Source organism: Candidatus Nitrospira nitrosa (genome assembly GCF_001458735.1).
In the GTDB taxonomy this organism is placed as follows: Bacteria; Nitrospirota; Nitrospiria; order Nitrospirales; family Nitrospiraceae; genus Nitrospira_D; species Nitrospira_D nitrosa.
This window is the reverse complement of the sequence record NZ_CZQA01000001.1, coordinates 1,635,094-1,651,500: the sequence shown is the minus strand read 5'-3', so window position 1 is coordinate 1,651,500 and position 16,407 is coordinate 1,635,094. Positions and strand designations below refer to the sequence as shown.

Below are 16,407 nucleotides of genomic sequence, written 5' to 3'. Positions count from 1 at the left end.
AACGGGCCCGGTAGTCGAACAACGCTCAGGAAATCCGGTTCACGCAACCTGATGAAACCATCGGGCAAGGCCGATAGGTCCCTCATGAGCACTTGATGGTCCGCTCGGCGTACCGATAAGCCTACCGAGGGATCCTGCTATCCAGTTTACTGGAGGGAGAGTAATGAGAGCAGGCTAGGTCGATCGAATCGCCTGAATATGGGAGCTATCCGTATATGTCACCTCAAACCCCGCACGAGTGAGCAGCCGTTCAATCTCAACAGGAGCGAACATCTGGCCCCGGCTTTCGAGTAATGCAAAATGCATCTCACAGAACAGCCCTCTCAATTTTGGCTCCGTGAGCAACGCCTTCATGCCTTTGAACACCTCGTACTCAAAGCCTTCGACATCAATTTTGATGACATCCGGGACAGTCCGGCTACGCGCCGCATAGCTGTCAGCCGTCACAATCGTGACCTGAGCGGCCTCCTCGGAACTTGGATGCGCCTGGTCGACCAATTGGTGTGTGGCACCGAGCGGATCTGCGGCAAGCTTCATCGTCCCTATCCCATTGCTTGAAGATAGCGCAAGAGGCTCCAGCGTCACGTTGGTCTTCCCAGTGAACTTGGAGCGGAGCACATCGAAACAATCCGACACTGGCTCAAACGCGACAACGGCCCCTCCGCTTCCCACCTTCTCCAAGAACTTTTCGGTGTACAGACCAAGATTTGCCCCAATATCCCACACGACATCACCTGGCTGAATATGAGTAAGAAGCGCGGTATCGAAATACTCTTCGTACCCACGATGAAACACGGAATGGACGGCCTTCAGCTGAGATAAGATGCCCAGCTTCCTAGCAACCGATCGCGCACGGATAAGCAGAGTGTTCATGAGATGACCTCTTGAAGGTGTAACAATATGCCCAACAGTTTGCTTACGCAGTAGTCGGACATTCGATATCCTGTGACGTATTCACATGCAACGGGCTTGCGTCGGCAGCCAGTACCGCCCGAAGATGATCAGCCAAGCGAACCGTTAATGCCAACAGCGTGAACGTGGGGTTGGCACTTCCGGCAGAGGGAAAAACGGAGCAACTCGCGAGAAACAAGTTGGCAATGCCGTGAACACGTAGTTGCGGATCGGCCACACCGCCGCTCGGATGTTCGCTCATCGAAGTTCCGCCGGTTTGATGGTAGACATCGATCACATCTTCCAGCCACCGATCGCCTTCTTCGAACAGCTTCTCATTCCATCGTGCATCGCCAAGATCCAGTCGCTCCCATTCAAGGCGAAACCGGCGGACATATTCCTGCATGGTCCGCTTCTCAAGACGCTTGATTCGCCAATCAAGCCTCAGCATCGGCATCCCCAATGCATCGCATTCGTGACCCAAGCTCACCGTACTCTCAGAGTTGGGACATTGCTCCACATCCACTTGAAGGTGAAACCGTGCATTGTCTGGGTAGGCGACTCGTTGTTTCAGCACTCTGACCGCCCCGAGTCGGCACATATTGGGGATATCCCTCAGGATATTGGTCCATCCTTTGACGCTCGGCCAAGGATTGCGCCGAGCCTGCAAACGGCGCAATCCATCACGAAGCTCGGCAAACCCTGAATCATCAGGGGTCTCGAACAACACCTGGCCGAAACAACTCAGAAGCTTCCGATCCCGCTGCATGTTCGCACTCAGTTCAAGCCGTGCCGTGCGCATCGTCCCGTCGATGAAGAACGGAGCAAATTTGTTCTCAAGGCTGCGTATCGATCGAGGAAAGAGCTCCGCCCCACGAAGAGAGAGATGATCCTGAAAGTTCTTCCCAAGATGGCCGGAATGGTTTCCAATGCCGCCTGGAACCACGCCTCTGGATGCCAACAAGAGTCGTATCGTCTCCAAGGTCCCTGTCGCCACGACAAAGTGTTTCGCCTTGACGTCGATCGCAGCCCCATCCAGCGTACGGGCTCGGACTTGGACCACCTTGGTACCATCATCACTGAGAGAAATCTCCGTCACGTTCGCGTGAAGGACCACCTCCACCAAGGTTGATTCCGCACAGTCCTTCCCGACAACACGAGCCAGGTTTCGCCTGACAAATGGAGGCCATTTGGCATAACGGGCGGTGAATTGATTCGCATCAAAATCCGTTCCATGGATCGGCCATCGATTCAGCGCTTCAGGCTCGTACGGATCCCCATCGACGCCGAACAACTGTTCAACCCGCTGGTAATAATCTTGTAGCTCGGCATACGTGACAGGCCATGCGACCGCACCAATCCATTCCCGATGGTCGATATCGAGTGCCGTTAACGGCAACAGTTGCCCCCCCCAGCGCGTAGAAGTCCCTCCAAGCGTTCTAAAGCGGCCGTGAAGGTATCCGCGATGCGGTAAGCCGACAACCGTACAGTCATAGAGCTGCTGCGTATCCTCTTCGACGGTGATCCCTCCGGATTCCAATACCACGACCGTATGACCGCTGCTGAGCAACTCACGAACAAGCGCCAGGCCGGCCGTCCCAGCGCCGATCACACAGACGTCCGCCATGCGTGTCTGGCGACCGCCTCCGTGAAGAAGATCCGTAATCATGAGCCGCCTACCCGAACGCCGGCGTCGATGTGCAGCAGTCCGAGTTCCTCAAGAATGAGCCGGACCCTATCCTCTCCGATCAATTCACTCCGAACATGCTTCGCTACTGCGGCGATGTGATGAATATTCGTGGACGCAAAGACCACCGTCCCTCGTGGATTGGCATGGAAAGCGTAGCTAAGCAGGAGTCGAACCTGCTCTTGATGCGACCGAAGATCAACACCAGTGCTCTCAGCGACGTTGTCGACCACGGAAGGTACCTGTTCACATCTCGATTGGACCACAGGAAGGGCCGTCGCAAACGGCGCGAAGGTGAAGAGACGTGAATGCGGCGGAAGAGGAAGTCGATTGATTTGGCGACCGGTCGCATCGTTATCAAATTGCAGCACAGCAGTCAGAGCAGGATGTTGTCGGATCAGAGACATGAGGCTGTTCGCCGTCGACGACATCCCGAATCTGCGGATTTTTCCCTGCGTCTGAAGATCTTTGAGACTGTCGCTCAGTTCATCGGCAATGTAGTCACCCGGCATCGGCTCATGTAAAAACAGGATATCGACATAGTCCGTGCCAAGTTGTCGAAGGCTCATGTCCAGACTCGCTCGAAGGGAGTCCGGGGTGAACCGCTTGGGACGATACAACGGCTGATGCGTCCCGGTTGCGGAAGCTTTCAAACCAGGGAGCTTTGTGAAGAGCCAACGGACGGGTGCCTGAAGAGACGACAGATAACGAGTCGCCAGCGTGGGTTCAATCCCGAATTTAGTGGCGACAGTCACCTGCGTTCGTTTTGATCGTAGAAGCTTGCCAAGCTCTTTCTCACTCGCACCGAGCCCATACATTCGAGCCACGTCGAAATGGCGGATTCCTTGATCATAGACGGTATCCAAGAGTCGCTGCCGCTCCGCACCAGAAGGGAGACGCATCAGCTTCGACAGACCAAAGCCCACACGTTCCATTCCAGCCACTGGCTCACTGACGAGCCTGATTTCGACCGATTTCCGATCCGGATCGAGAGCCGCAGTGGCCTTGTTCGTTCCATTCGTCAACCGATTCGACACCGAACGCTCTCCCTAGCTGCTATGCACCCTAGTCGCACATGATGTACAAATTGCACGACCCTATTTCCCAGGCTCAGGCTGATATGTTCGAATCACTCGAGCTGGGTTCCCACCCACAACGGTCCAGGGATCTACATCACGAAACACACTGGCACGCGCACCCACAATAGCTCCCTCCCCAATGCTCACGCCGGGGCCGATAAAGGCATCCGCCGCCACCCAGGCACGATGCCCAATGGTAATGGGTGCCGTCGTCATCGGCCTGTTGGGCAGTCGGTAGTCATGACTGGCCGTACACAAAAAGCTGTACTGGCTCACCGTTGCTCCGGCACAGAGCACGACTTTGTCCACGCAATAGCAATTCACATCCGGCCCCAAGCAACTCATGTCATCCATGACCAAATTCCAGGGCCCCCACACCCTCACCGAGGGATAGGGATAGGCGCGTCGTGAAATCTTCGCGCCGAACAGACGGAGCAGAAATCGTCTCCATGCATGAAAGATCGTCGGGCTTGGCCGATAGGCCAGTAGCCACACAGCTTGCCACAGAATTCGCAGCGCTTGATTTGCGCGGGAGTGCGGGATCGAACACTCCGAAAGATCCGCGCCTTCCATAGCGCATGGTTGTGACATGCCAGCGTCCCCATTACCTTTTCGAGGAATGTACCCTGTCGAGCGCCGGATTATCGAAACGGCAGTCTCAAATCTGTGTTATCAGAACGTTAAATTGTGACAGGAGGCGGGCAAGCCACCCGACACAACCCACTGGGACTTAAGAGCGCTCCGCGCATTTACGGTATGCAGCACTGTCTCGAGATCCAAGAACAATGGACTCGGTTCGATTCCCGCTTCGCCAGACCACGTGCACATGAGATTATTATGGGACCGCTTCTTGTACATGCGCCTACAGCCATTATCTGGGCGGGCCTGGATACGCCCCTTGCTTCGTCGGTTCCGCCAACATGGCTTCATGAATCGCTTGTTGCCGCTCATCGAACCGATAGCGCAGAACTCTGGCCGGAACACCGCCGACGATCGCGTACGGAGGGACATCCGTGGTCACAACGGCGCCGGCACCGACGATCGCCCCGTTGCCGATCGTCACGCCTCGTATGAGGATGGCCCCATGCCCCACAAGGACATCCGCACCAATTCGGGTCACACAAGACGGAGGGCGACCGGAAAACACGATCGGAATACCCGGCTCTTCACAGTGGTGATCGCGTCCAACGATCGCGACATAAGCCGATAAGGACGAGTAATGTCCGATGTGAACCTGCGGCGACAGCACACTATACGGACCGATGTAGACGTAGTCTCCCGCAACGAACCCTGCCTCAATATACACGCCTCTACCGACATGAAATCCCTTGCCGGTTCGAGCATCCGGATACCACATCATCCTCAGGAACCAGGTACGAAGCCCCTTGAGTTTCGCTTTGACAAGCCGCCATAGCGCCGGCGAATCACGGGGGGAGATGTCTTGTCTCTCCACGTTCTTGCGCCACGGAATGGAACGTGGATCATCCAACGGTCGAATCCTCGATCACAGGAAAGGCTAATTCATCTTCCTCCGGCAGCGGATCGGCGTCCCATTGTGGTTGCATCACCGCGAGCAGAAACAGGAGGGACGTCGGATTCCCGACATTGATCAGATATCGCTCGAAGACGGCGAGAAAAAGATAGCCCACACTCAACCCCAAGAGGAGACTGGGAATGAATCCCCCTTCCGGCTCTTGTGCTCTCACCCAAAGGATCTGCAGGCCGCGTGCGATCAGGCAGGCAATCGCCAGAAACCCGATGAGTCCAAGCTCGGCGAGTGTCGCGAGGTACCCGTTGTGGGAGGAGGAGTCGACACGCAGCAGAAATTCATGTGCGCGAAATCCTACCCCAATGAAGGGATTATGGAGAAATAACTCCCATGTCCACTTCCAAGCCTCCAGACGCCCTGATGCTCCCGATCCGATGCCTCGATCCACCGTGCTGAGGGAATACAGACGATCCAAGGTCTCATACACCTGCCCGCCGTACATCACGACCGTACCGGCAACCACCAGTAAGCCGATTCCAACGAATAACAATACCGGCCTCCCGTGACTTCGGAGACGGAGCCATCCGGTCACCGTCAATGCTATCAAGACAGCAATGGCCGCGGCTCGCGAGCTGGTCAACACCATCACCGTCGCGACCACCCCCATGACCACCAATCGAAGTGCCAGTGTGCGAATAGCCATCGCAGCCACGAAGACCGACGTCGATACCAACGCGATGGTGTTGGGGTTCAAGATGTTCTTCCCCGTCCCCAATCGGGTTCCAGGCACATAGTCATACCAGGCAAATCCGACTAAAAGTCCGGTCGTCATGACGGCAAAGATCTTCAGTCCCTGCTCATACTGTTCCGCATCGAGATTAGTATTGAATTGAAGAGCCAGCCAGAGACCCAATAACGTCAGCACCACATACCCGGCTGAGAGAAGAGCCACCGGACTGAAGAAACTCGACAAAACCGAAAACGCGCCGAACAGCAGCGCGGCGACCGTCCCAATGAAGGACAGGGAGTCAGGAACGAATCGGCAACGTGAGACCATGAAATAGACAAGCGGCCACATGACGGCGGTGCCGATCCATACGATCGACATGATGGCTTCTCGACCTGCGTCCAATCTCCCGAACAGAGAGGCCGCGAATACTCCCGTCAGCCACACACCCAGGACAAGGCCGACCCAAGAACGAGGGTGAGTCTCGTCGAAAAACGTGTCGTCCATCTCTGTCATGATCGTGACACCTGTCGCATCAGGAGGAATCCCGTCACACCCAGGACCGCTGCTTCACCGCTCACGAGCGCAGCCGCTAATCCCCGTGCACCGTAACGCGGCACCAGAAGAGTTCCGAGACCGATCACCATCATCCACTGGACGGCCAGCCCCACGATGGGAGATCGATAGTCCGAAAGCGAATAACACGCATTCCGAATCAGCTGCCCCACACTCATGAAGGGCAACGCAAAAATCGTCACCGAGAGAATAGCCGCAGTCAGCTTGGCATGATCAAGCGAGAACCGCCCTCGCACAAATACCGTTTCGACGATCGGCTCGGCCAAGAGCGATACGAGCAGGACCACCCCGGCACTCGCCGTCACGAGCGCCGCGATCGGCATACCCAAGGTGCTGAGACCGGCTCGGACATCTTTCTTGAATATTTGGACCATGCGAGGAAAGAGCATGGTCGTGACCGGACGGACAATCAAAGAGAGCGGAACAGACACGATCGTGCTGGCATAGAAGAAGGCCGCGATTGAACCGGAAGGCAACCGGGACGCCAAGCTACGTTCAGTGAGCGCCATCCCGGCATAGATGAGCTCACCGATCAGCACCGTTGTCGCGGCTCCCCACAGCACGAACCAGCCACCATTCGCCGACGGCGCCAATGCCGGCGGAGTGACGGACCCCACCTCACGTTTAAGAACAACCAGCCGTCCAGCGAAAACAGTGAGCACGCCGAGATTTCCGACCGACACGCCCAATGTCAGCGCATCGATCCCGAGGCTGGAAGAAAAAAGCATAACCGATACGATCGTACAGCACGACACAATCGACCCGGCTAAGAACCCGGGCGCGAACGAGCCCAGCACGGCAAGTGCCCCCCGCAGCAGACCGGCGGTACTGGCGAAGATGATCGGGAGAAACAGAGCGTGTAGCGTATGAGACGCCAGCGTGAGCTGATCACGGTCAAAACTCGGAAAGATGGTGTCGAGCAGGAACGATCCCGTGACCGCGAGGCAGCCGATAATGCCGATATGAACCAACAACAATCCATAGATCGCCGGCCACAAGGATCGATAGACAATGAGCGTCTTTCCCTCCGAGGCCACACGGCTGATGAACGCGGTCTCCAATGCGTTACCGACCTGGGCACCGAAAAACAGTTGGATGGTCAGGACCGCGACAAAGACATCCAATTGAGGGCTGAGTCCGAATGCCGAAGCAACCGCCAGCTCACGTGCAAGTCCCAGGAGCAACCCAAATCCGGTGAGGAGTGAATACCCCGACAGTGTGCGAGCGGAGCCGGCAAGTTCCCGCATGGCTTTCCGCACCATATCGCCGCGTAGGCGCGCGGGCCGGACTACTGATCGCATGAAGAGTGCCATTGGGTCTCCGCTCAACTTGGCTGGTTTTCCGGCTGAAGGGATTTCGTCATACCGCTCGCATGAGTCAATGCCGGCTCGCGGCAACCTGAAGCCGTTCGTTCAATGCAGTCAGCGAGACTGTTTGCCCAGGTTTCCGGAGTATAGAGAGCCACAATCCGCCGAGACGCTGCTCCCATGGAGACACAATCGACAAGAGTCGAGGACATGACCCCCATCGTTCGAGCCATGCCGTCGACATCGAGCGGGTCGACCATGTATCCGTTGAAGCCAGGCCGCACGAGCTCCGCCACACAGCCGCATCGATGCGACACGATGACGGGAAGACCTGCTGCCATCGCTTCATTCACGACGAGTCCCCATGTTTCGCTCACGCTCGGTAGGATCAAGCAGGAGGCCAATCCATAGTAGAGCCCGAGTTCATCAGATCGGTGAGAGCCCGCAAAGACGACGCCCGGAATCCCCTGAGTTTGCCGGTGCAACTGTTCTTCCTGCGGTCCTCCTCCCACAAGAACAAGACCCCATGCCTCGGTTCCAGCAGCTCGGCGGTATGAGGCATAGGCCTCCACCAATCGAAGCAGATTTTTTTCCGGGGCGAATCGCCCGACAAAGAGGAAAAACTTCTCGGGAAGGTTGAGCCGAATGCGCAGCGCAGTGGCATCCTGCTTGGCTAACTCCGCCCCCGCTGAGAAGGCCTGGTTGTCGACGACGTCATACCCCGTCCAAATCTTCTCTCGTGGGAACCCCATCATCTGGAGATAGGCCGCTGCACGCTCTCCGGCGGCAAACGCGGCATCGTAATGACGACGCGCCCACCACCCCTTGATCCACTCCTTGACCGGATTTCGTCGGCGGTCTCCCCACTGCGAGTCGCCGATATAGATACTGAGCCGCTTATGTTGTCTGGTCCATCTGGCCGCTGCGCGCATACCGGCAAGAAAGTAGCCGGTGATCACAACCACGGCCGGATCTTCATTCGTCAGCCATTCAACCACTCGTGCTGCCTGCGCTTGCGAATTGAGATTCTCCAAACTCTCGTCAGAAAACGCTTCCACATAGTCAAACCCTAGATCTTGCTTGTAAATTCCCCACTCCCGAAGCCGTTCCCTGGCACTCAGCGCCATCACCTTCACCGAATAGTCAGGTCTGAGTGATTGAAACGCCTTGAACCGCGGAATACTGTAGGGAGCAAGAACCGGCTCCAGGCAACAGATCGTCGTTTTCATTCCAACGTCCTTTATCAAGATCGCCACAGCAACCAGAGAACGCAGTCTACTGCCGGAGACGACATCGATGGGCCACGAGGGGTTCAAATCTCTGTTAACAAATTGTCAAAAAGCCGCAAGCAACTGCTGTTGACCTACACGGTACCCGCTACGACGGCCAAGGCACCCTTGGGCAGGAGGATTCCAATTCGGAAATTGAATGAAGCACGTTTCCAATTCTCACCGCAGTAGCACCGGCACGAGCTGAATTGCGGTGAGATCTTCGTATCCACGGTTGTGTATTCCTGAGAGAGGCGACAAGACCTCCAAATTCTCTTAGTGCATTAATTTGTTGCATCTGGTGCACTCCGCCTAGACGGGTTGTCTTCGTGTCCATTATGCTCATGTCCTGATTGTAACAACCTCAGTCTCGAACAGAGATTGAGTTCGGTGACGAAAGGGTGTGGAACATGAAATGGAACAGGTCGATTCTGGCATGGGGACTCCTCAGTGTTGGGCTCTTGCTTCACTCGCCCGCCCACGCGACAACCGTGACACATCTGGAGATCACCAGAGGCGCCGTAAATTACGATGGGCCGCATCAGGACTCCCTCGATCGGCTGCTCGCGCAGGACGGCGTCATGCAGATGGGACGGTTTCAAGGAGTCGGCGAACTTGTCCCGACGATCAACCGATCCAACGAGACCCATGCGCTGTTCACCTCCGGCTTCAGCGGAGCCCCGACTCCGTCCGCCGTGATCACCGACTCCATCATCAAGGTCGACCTCTCCTCCCTGTTCTTCAGCGTGAATCAGGGTAATGCCTATCAGCTGTGGAACATCGGCACGGTCGCGACGGGGCTCTTCAATCCGACGTCCAAAGAGTTCACCCTTTCATGGGATCGCGTCTTCGACCAGAGCGGCCAACAAGGGCAAGCCTCTTTCTTCTTGAGTGGTGTGGTCCGTTTCGATTTCAACGTACAACCAGTTCCCGTTCCTGCCGCCGCCTGGCTGTTCGGAAGCGGATTGGCCGGTATCGCCGCTCTGATGCGCCGTCGTAACGCCTACTAACGATCAGCCGCCTATCACCCTCAGTGAGGGTGCGCCGACGAGAATGACTCACCGGCGCTCCTTGTTCATGTTGCTCGGAGCGTTAGACCCCGTCGAGCATTGAAATCCCCTAACCGCCTATTTGCATGCAAAGTATCTTGCCCATGCACGAGCGACACGACTTGCCCGAAAAACGGGATTCGTCTTGACAACTTCCCGGATCTGTCGCCCGTTTCCCGCTCGTCTCAGCATTCTCGAGAGAGCCGCTTCACGAAATATAGGTGACGGAAGGTTGCCGCAGGACCCCACCACGCCCAACCGTTGGCTTGCATTACTCTGGGAACGTGGGAAACGCGAGAGCCCCCACAAGCTGACCATGAAGCCACGATTTTCAAGAAGCGGGGCGCAAGAAACACAAACTCGGAGACGAGGCTAGAATGGGTGAGAAGAAGTAGTGCGTCACTGAGAGAATAAGGAGCCCCACTGACTCCCCCCCCGGCAGGATCATGCTCGGCGGGATCATGACGATCCCGCCGAGCAGATACAGCGAAACCTAACCCTTTGCCGTCATCTTCCGACGAGCCATGCCGGCCAAGCCGATGAGGCCGCTGCCGAACAGATAGACCGCCGCCGGTACAGGCACTGGCTGCAAGTCCACCCCATTCACGTTCATGCTGATTTGCATGTTCCGAGCAGCACGTTCCGTGGTATAGGCCGTGGGATATGCCGTCCCGCTGCAGGACACCGGATTGTTGGGATCGCAGGCGGTGAAACCCGCGGCCGGAGTTCCCGTCCCTTGAGTCACGAGGTTGAAGAGTGATTGCAGGTCAGTTGTGTTGGCTCCACCGATGACCAGTGAGTAGGTGCCTGGTCCGAGGCTGCCGGTCCACGTGACAGAATTGTCCTGAGTGTCGCCATTATGACCATCGCCGACGGCATTGCCCGTGAAAGTTGCCGTACTCACCTCACCATTGTTGTTGCCCATGGTGAAGTTGCTATCCGAACGGTACACGCCCCAATTGGCTCCACCACCATCGACCGCTCCGCCACCCTGAGCCGTGATTTCATCCGTGGCGTCAAAGAAGGGTGACCACGTTGCGAAAGCCGGTTGGGTCGACAAATAGCCGTTATGTGCGGGCGTTTGCATTGTGGCGATCTGGGCAGGAGTTAGTCCGTTGGTATCCCCCGCGCCGTCGTGGGAGGCTGCCGGTACCAGGCCGCTGAAAATGGAAAATCCGGGATTCAGGACCGAGGCCCCGTTGGTATTCGCCGTTCCGGTCACGGTGATGCTGACCGTAGAGTTTTGGTCGAGGGTAAAGAAGCGGAACCGGTTATTATGGGTATCCGCCAACGTATCGATGGCTCCAGTGCGATTAACGCCGTTGTTGCTCATCCCAGAAATCCAGCCCACATTGCTGCTGGCCGTAGGATTGAACCCATTGGATCCTGCAACACCGACCGTGTTGGTCGCCTGATCATAGAGCGACAGACCGTACCCGACGTGCGCGGACGCGACACCGGCCGCCAATGTGAGGGCCATGGCGGAGAGCGACCCGACTATGAGCGATTTATTACGCATGCACAATCTCCTTACTGTTTATGGTTGAGAGCGTTGCTGGATTGCTCTTGAAGTAAAAGCCGACGAGACGGACCATCCTCCTCCGGCCGCGAACCATTATCGGCCCCACGACCTGCGTATTCCTCCTCTTCCTTGAACCGGCTTGCACCCGTCTTCCTCCAGCAGATTGTCGCAACCGATGTATCAAATCGTATCCTGGCTCTCTACAGACGCGTACCGACACGTGCAACAGATGCGACACAAACTACTTGCAGCTCACATCCGTTCCCCAAAATGCGACATCTTTTCAGATCTGATTCATGGTAGATGTGGATATAGAAAGGAGCGTGCAGTTGTATCATGCAGACCAACCCCGATAGTGAACGCACACCACACATGTCGGCGCTCTATGTGACCGTCACCATGACCGGCGCAGCGGTGATGATCCTCGAATTGCTGGGCACCCGCATCATCGGGCCGTTTTATGGAGTCAGCCTCTACGTATGGGCCTCGCTCATCGCCGTCACCTTGATCGCGCTGGCACTCGGATATTTTGTCGGCGGTTATCTGGCAGACCGGGTGCCGGCCATACGGTTGAGCCATGTCATTGTGGCCGCCGCTGTGGGAACGGCAATCATCCCGTTTCTCACCAGCCCGGTTTTGCGATTGACGGATTCGTTCGGTCTCCGCGGCGGCGCCTTCGCCAGCGCACTGGTGCTGTTTACTTTTCCGCTGACTGCCCTCGCGATGGTAGGCCCCTATGTGATTAAGCGCGCAACAAACGATCTTCGTGGTGTAGGAAGGGTGGCCGGTTCGGTCTATGCCGTCAGCACGGTCGGGAGCGTGGCCGGCACGCTGCTCCTGGGGTTTTATCTGTTGCCGCTGTTCGGGACCAAAACGATTCTCATCGCTCTCAGCCTGCTGTTAGGCGCCCTTGCTCTGCTGGTTGCCTGGCATGAACAGGCTGCGCGGGTAAAAACCCAAATAGTGGTGACGACCGCGATAGTGCTCGGCATGCTGACCATGTCAAGCCTAGCTGCTGCCCCAAAACCGGTGGAAGGATTTACGGTCCGATCTGAAGCGGAGAGTCTCTATGGGTGGGTGCGTGTGGTGGATGACGAGCGGCGAGGCTACCGATTGATGCTTTCCGACGCCTCCGTCATCAGCGCTGTAGATCTGAAGCTGGATCGGAGCGTCCTTGGTTACCAACAGGTGTTGGGGCTGGTGCCTCTGTTTCGCCCGCACACCGAGCAGGCCCTGCTCATCGGTCTTGGAGGAGGACACGTCGCACGCGATCTCAGATCGAAGGGGATCGTGACCGATACGATCGAAATCGATCCGGCGGTCGCCGATGCAGCGCAAACCTTATTCCATTTTGAGCCGACCGGCCGTTTTCTCGTCGGCGATGCACGGTACGAGATCAAGCACCTCACCCGTCGATATGACCTCATTATCCACGATTGCTTCACCGGCGGAACCGAACCGACCCACCTGCTGACACGCGAAATGCTGAATGAACTGCGCGGACTCCTCCATGAAGACGGAATCCTCGCACTCAACTATGTCGGGTTTCAGACAGGCGAAGGTTCCGATGCGGTTGCAGCCGTGTATCGCACGCTCAAAAGTCTTTTCCCCCACCTCCGGATCTTCATCACGGAGAAAGCTGACTTTACAGATTTCGTATTTCTAGCATCCGACCAACCGATCGTCCTCGATGCCTCCAGCCAAGACCGGCGTGTCCGCTGGCTCATCGACCATGAACACCAAATCTCCGACAGCGACGGCTTTCTCATCACGGACGACTACAATCCGATGGAAAGCCGCCAGGTCCGCAAGTCCGAGGCCTACCGGAAGCTGTTTCTCGAACGCATCGCCTTCGATCTCCTGCTGCGCTGAGCCGCATCATTCATAAAACTTCCTCGAGAGCTCACCGACGGCGTCTCTCATGCAGCCTAGTTCATTTCGGATTCGGATGCGTCACGTTCCCAGATAACGAGTGTTGTCGCTGCCGCGTCTCAGCCTACCCGTACGTGCCGTCCTCCGACAGGCGGTTACAGTGGAAGTACTTTGACCAACTTGATATCTTTGAACGGGATACGTCTCATGTTCCACTGTTCGACAGCCCCACGACCTGAGTGCGATCCAGGGGCGAGCGACGAATCTGGTTGCAGCAAAAGACTGATGAATCATGCCCGGTAAAGGAAGAGCCTCGATGTTTGCTATCGCCTCGTCGCTCAGCATCCATCCGTTTGCCTGGAGCCTGCTTTTTACACGTCAACCAGAACCCGATCTGGAATTTACGGAAGCGTGGCTTGACCCGCCGTCCACGATTGGATCGCCGTCGCCCCAAAAGCCACCGAACCAATCGCACCATCGTCCTCTTCTGTGGGTCCTGTTCTTCTTGCTGATCAGTGGCGGCGCGTATGTTGCGACGGAGCCTGAGATGGTTACGAGGTATCTTGAGCCGCGCCTCGATAAAACCCCGGCACCGCAACCGCCTGTGGCTCGAAATCCAACGCCTCCAGTGGCAGCACCATCGAAACAACCTGAACAGGACTGGTCGTTTCTCGCGCCAGGTCAAACAACAACTCCATCGTCACCGGCTACCGCACCTATACCGACGACCTCCGATCCCATAAAGGCTCCTTCAACCGCAACAGCCTCTGCTCCGGCCAAAACACCCCCACCAGCCACACCGTCGGAACAGCCTGCACAGGACTGGTCGTTCCTCGCACAAGATGACATAGAAGCGCCCTCGTCTCCGACCAGAGCCCCACAGGCCGCAGCTTCCGTTCCCGTGAAAAAGGTTGAACAGGACGCGGCGTTCCTCGCTAGAATTCAATCCATCAGGGATGCGCGGAATATAACGCCAGGGGCGAGGGGGGCTCCCGTCCCACTGTTTAGTGAGGGTCAACGGGTCAGTCTACGACCAGATCTCAACGCACCTGGTTGGGCCGTCCTGCTTCGCCAAGACGCTGAAGGCACAAAACCAGGACTGACCATTCCCCCCGGAACCGTCCTCACCATTCTGGATGGAGACCTACAGGGACGCAACTGGGTCTACTTCGTTCGCAGTGACACCGGCCACGAGGGTTGGCTGACTGAAGGGCAACTGAGATTGAAACGCTGATCGTGATTTTCCACCGAACAGGGAACGCGGGTCTCTCTTAGGCCTCCCGCTGTGATGACACTCCAATAACGGACCTATTTACGGCAAAGGATCTTCCGCACTCAATAGAAGCGTATAGACCGCTGAACGCCGAGCTGCATCTCGGAAGAGATCATCAGCGACTGCCCGAGGCCAACATCACGCGAAGCGGTACGCGACACGAACGGTTCCCGAGGGCTCTCTTACGATTGAGGCCGCCTACGCGTCCGTCTTCATTCTGCGGCGAGCCAGTCCTGCAAGGCCGACGAGACCCGTGCCAAACAACAACACCCCGGCGGGTAGCGGCACTGCTGTGATCTTGAAGACTTCACCGGTCACGCCACCTGGTCCAAGGCGGCTCGTGGCAAGCACGTAGAGCTCGCCCTGCGCGTCTTGGCCGAAGCCGAGCACCCAACGATTCAGGGTCATGTTGTCGATATTCAGCTCTTCGATGGCGCCCGTTGCAAGATTGCCCGCGAACAATCGTGCGGCCGGAGCGGCAAAAGCTCCCCAATCGCCGAAAATATATTTTCCCTGTAGCTCCGGTATGCCGTTGCCACGATAGACGAAGCCGCCGATTATCGTGGTGCCTTGATCATGATCATACTGCAAGACGGGATCGATCAGCCCCGATGGAAGGCCGGTGAGGTCATTGGAAATCTCCCCGGTGATCGGGTCGAACTTGAACTGGCCTTCCTTGAAGTTCCAGCCATAGTTGCCGCCCTTGGTGATAATATTGATCTCCTCCACCGAGCCCTGACCGACATCGCCGAGCACCAGGGTACCGTTCTGGTTATCGAAACTGAAACGCCAGGGATTGCGCAGCCCGGAAGCATAAATCTCCCCGAGAGCACCGGCGGTGCCGACGAACGGATTGTCGTTCGGGATGCCGTACTGGCCGTTGGCGCTGTTGGTCCCATGCGGATCGACGCGCAGGACATCGCCAAGCGGATTGCTCAGGTCCCGTGCATTTCCGGTCGTACCATGTCCCGGCCCCACATCGTTGCCCTGGCCGCCGTCACCCATGGCGATGTAAAGCAGATTGTCCAGACCAAACGCGAGCATGCCGCCGTTGTGGTTCATCTGCGGCCAATCGACCCGCATGATCTCACGACGGGACGCCGGATTGACGATATCAGGATTGGAGGGATCGACAGACCATTCGGTCACCACGTTCTGGTGATTAAAGACGGATCCTGACGGCATCGACACGGTGAAATCCGCCGGCCTGGTGACCGGTTCACTGGTGTAGGTATACAGTTTGCCGAAGCCCGGCGTGCCTGCCGTGGAAAAGGTGGGGCTAAAGGCGAGGCCCAGCAGGCCTCGCTCATCATAGGCAGAATTCAGTGTGGATAGCCGCGCACTGACATCGAGAAAGGGTGTGCTCTGCAACACTCCATTCTTAATCAGTTGAACTTTCCCGATCTGGTCGGTGACGAATTGCCGATTGGTCCCGTCACCAGCGCTGATCAGGAGATTCGGAGCGGTCAAACCACTACCGGACGACACCATCGATGTCAGCCCGACATGCAGCGAGCCCTTCACGATCGGATCGGGGAAAGGGTTGAACGGGTCAAAGGGGTTGGAGACGTTGATCGCCTGGGCTTCCGCAGCCAGGAGAAAACAGGCGAACAGGATCCAAAATCGAACATGAGAAGTATATCTGTCTATCATGATGCTCTCCGCTT

At 56.9% G+C, this 16,407-nt stretch carries 13 protein-coding genes; 3 read left to right on the top strand and 10 right to left on the bottom strand.

The annotated features are described in order from the left end of the window. Positions 1 to 174: 174 nt before the first annotated feature. The 8 genes from COMA1_RS07825 to COMA1_RS07790 all read right to left on the bottom strand — a co-directional run bounded on the left by COMA1_RS07825 (position 175) and on the right by COMA1_RS07790 (position 8,985). A complete protein-coding gene (locus COMA1_RS07825) occupies positions 175 to 873 on the bottom strand; it encodes an FkbM family methyltransferase (protein WP_090746204.1) in 699 nt (232 codons plus the stop codon). A 43-nt stretch (positions 874 to 916) separates the two neighbouring features. Then, entirely contained in the window at positions 917 to 2,560 is a 1,644-nt protein-coding gene (locus COMA1_RS07820) for an FAD-dependent oxidoreductase (protein WP_090746201.1), read from the bottom strand. Further along, positions 2,557 to 3,615: an aldo/keto reductase gene (locus tag COMA1_RS07815; RefSeq protein WP_090746198.1), complete on the bottom strand. Its 1,059-nt coding sequence runs from the start codon at positions 3,613 to 3,615 to the stop codon at positions 2,557 to 2,559. The genes COMA1_RS07820 and COMA1_RS07815 overlap by 4 nt, the downstream gene beginning before the upstream one ends. A gap of 60 nt (positions 3,616 to 3,675) precedes the next feature. Continuing rightward, entirely contained in the window at positions 3,676 to 4,248 is a 573-nt protein-coding gene (locus COMA1_RS07810) for an LbetaH domain-containing protein (RefSeq protein ID WP_218055322.1), read from the bottom strand. 280 nt (positions 4,249 to 4,528) lie between these two features. Continuing rightward, positions 4,529 to 5,146 (bottom strand): CatB-related O-acetyltransferase, encoded by a 618-nt coding sequence (locus COMA1_RS21810; protein ID WP_090746191.1) that lies wholly within the window; start codon positions 5,144 to 5,146, stop codon positions 4,529 to 4,531. Beyond that, positions 5,139 to 6,389 (bottom strand): O-antigen ligase family protein, encoded by a 1,251-nt coding sequence (locus COMA1_RS07800; RefSeq protein ID WP_090746187.1) that lies wholly within the window; start codon positions 6,387 to 6,389, stop codon positions 5,139 to 5,141. Before COMA1_RS07800 ends, COMA1_RS21810 begins: the two co-directional genes overlap by 8 nt. Continuing rightward, the gene (locus COMA1_RS07795; RefSeq protein ID WP_090746184.1) at positions 6,386 to 7,762 is read right to left on the bottom strand and encodes a lipid II flippase MurJ; all 1,377 of its coding nucleotides are present in this window, start codon (positions 7,760 to 7,762) and stop codon (positions 6,386 to 6,388) included. Before COMA1_RS07795 ends, COMA1_RS07800 begins: the two co-directional genes overlap by 4 nt. Before the next feature lie 11 nt (positions 7,763 to 7,773). Then, a complete protein-coding gene (locus COMA1_RS07790; protein ID WP_090746181.1) occupies positions 7,774 to 8,985 on the bottom strand; it encodes a glycosyltransferase family 4 protein in 1,212 nt (403 codons plus the stop codon). Between the two features lie 449 nt (positions 8,986 to 9,434). Here COMA1_RS07790 and COMA1_RS21050 point away from each other — a divergent pair, with 449 nt between their 5' ends. Then, entirely contained in the window at positions 9,435 to 10,034 is a 600-nt protein-coding gene (locus COMA1_RS21050) for a VPLPA-CTERM sorting domain-containing protein (protein WP_090746179.1), read from the top strand. 532 nt (positions 10,035 to 10,566) lie between these two features. Here COMA1_RS21050 and COMA1_RS07780 read toward each other — a convergent pair. Further along, positions 10,567 to 11,592, bottom strand: a complete 1,026-nt coding sequence (locus COMA1_RS07780; RefSeq protein ID WP_090746176.1) for a VPLPA-CTERM sorting domain-containing protein — start codon at positions 11,590 to 11,592, stop codon at positions 10,567 to 10,569. 339 nt (positions 11,593 to 11,931) lie between these two features. On the opposite strand from COMA1_RS07780, the gene COMA1_RS07775 reads away from it, so the two are divergent. After that, positions 11,932 to 13,467, top strand: coding sequence for a fused MFS/spermidine synthase (locus COMA1_RS07775; RefSeq protein ID WP_218055321.1), 1,536 nt, complete (start codon positions 11,932 to 11,934; stop codon positions 13,465 to 13,467). Positions 13,468 to 13,783: 316 nt separating this feature from the next. After that, positions 13,784 to 14,701, top strand: coding sequence for a hypothetical protein (locus COMA1_RS07770; protein WP_090746173.1), 918 nt, complete (start codon positions 13,784 to 13,786; stop codon positions 14,699 to 14,701). A gap of 237 nt (positions 14,702 to 14,938) precedes the next feature. Here the strand turns inward: COMA1_RS07770 and COMA1_RS07765 are convergent, their stop codons facing one another. After that, positions 14,939 to 16,393: a PQQ-dependent sugar dehydrogenase gene (locus COMA1_RS07765; protein ID WP_090746170.1), complete on the bottom strand. Its 1,455-nt coding sequence runs from the start codon at positions 16,391 to 16,393 to the stop codon at positions 14,939 to 14,941. Positions 16,394 to 16,407: the final 14 nt, after the last annotated feature.

What these genes read in the sequence shown, in the direction of transcription:
- COMA1_RS07825 (WP_090746204.1), bottom strand. Translation starts at nt 873, where the DNA reads ATGAACACTCTGCTTATCCGTGCGCGATCGGTTGCTAGGAAGCTGGGC.
- COMA1_RS07820 (WP_090746201.1), bottom strand. Translation starts at nt 2,560, where the DNA reads ATGATTACGGATCTTCTTCACGGAGGCGGTCGCCAGACACGCATGGCG.
- COMA1_RS07810 (WP_218055322.1), bottom strand. Translation starts at nt 4,248, where the DNA reads ATGTCACAACCATGCGCTATGGAAGGCGCGGATCTTTCGGAGTGTTCG.
- COMA1_RS07800 (WP_090746187.1), bottom strand. Translation starts at nt 6,389, where the DNA reads ATGACAGAGATGGACGACACGTTTTTCGACGAGACTCACCCTCGTTCT.
- COMA1_RS07795 (WP_090746184.1), bottom strand. Translation starts at nt 7,762, where the DNA reads ATGGCACTCTTCATGCGATCAGTAGTCCGGCCCGCGCGCCTACGCGGC.
- COMA1_RS07790 (WP_090746181.1), bottom strand. Translation starts at nt 8,985, where the DNA reads ATGAAAACGACGATCTGTTGCCTGGAGCCGGTTCTTGCTCCCTACAGT.
- COMA1_RS21050 (WP_090746179.1), top strand. Translation starts at nt 9,435, where the DNA reads ATGAAATGGAACAGGTCGATTCTGGCATGGGGACTCCTCAGTGTTGGG.
- COMA1_RS07780 (WP_090746176.1), bottom strand. Translation starts at nt 11,592, where the DNA reads ATGCGTAATAAATCGCTCATAGTCGGGTCGCTCTCCGCCATGGCCCTC.
- COMA1_RS07775 (WP_218055321.1), top strand. Translation starts at nt 11,932, where the DNA reads ATGCAGACCAACCCCGATAGTGAACGCACACCACACATGTCGGCGCTC.
- COMA1_RS07770 (WP_090746173.1), top strand. Translation starts at nt 13,784, where the DNA reads ATGTTTGCTATCGCCTCGTCGCTCAGCATCCATCCGTTTGCCTGGAGC.
- COMA1_RS07765 (WP_090746170.1), bottom strand. Translation starts at nt 16,393, where the DNA reads ATGATAGACAGATATACTTCTCATGTTCGATTTTGGATCCTGTTCGCC.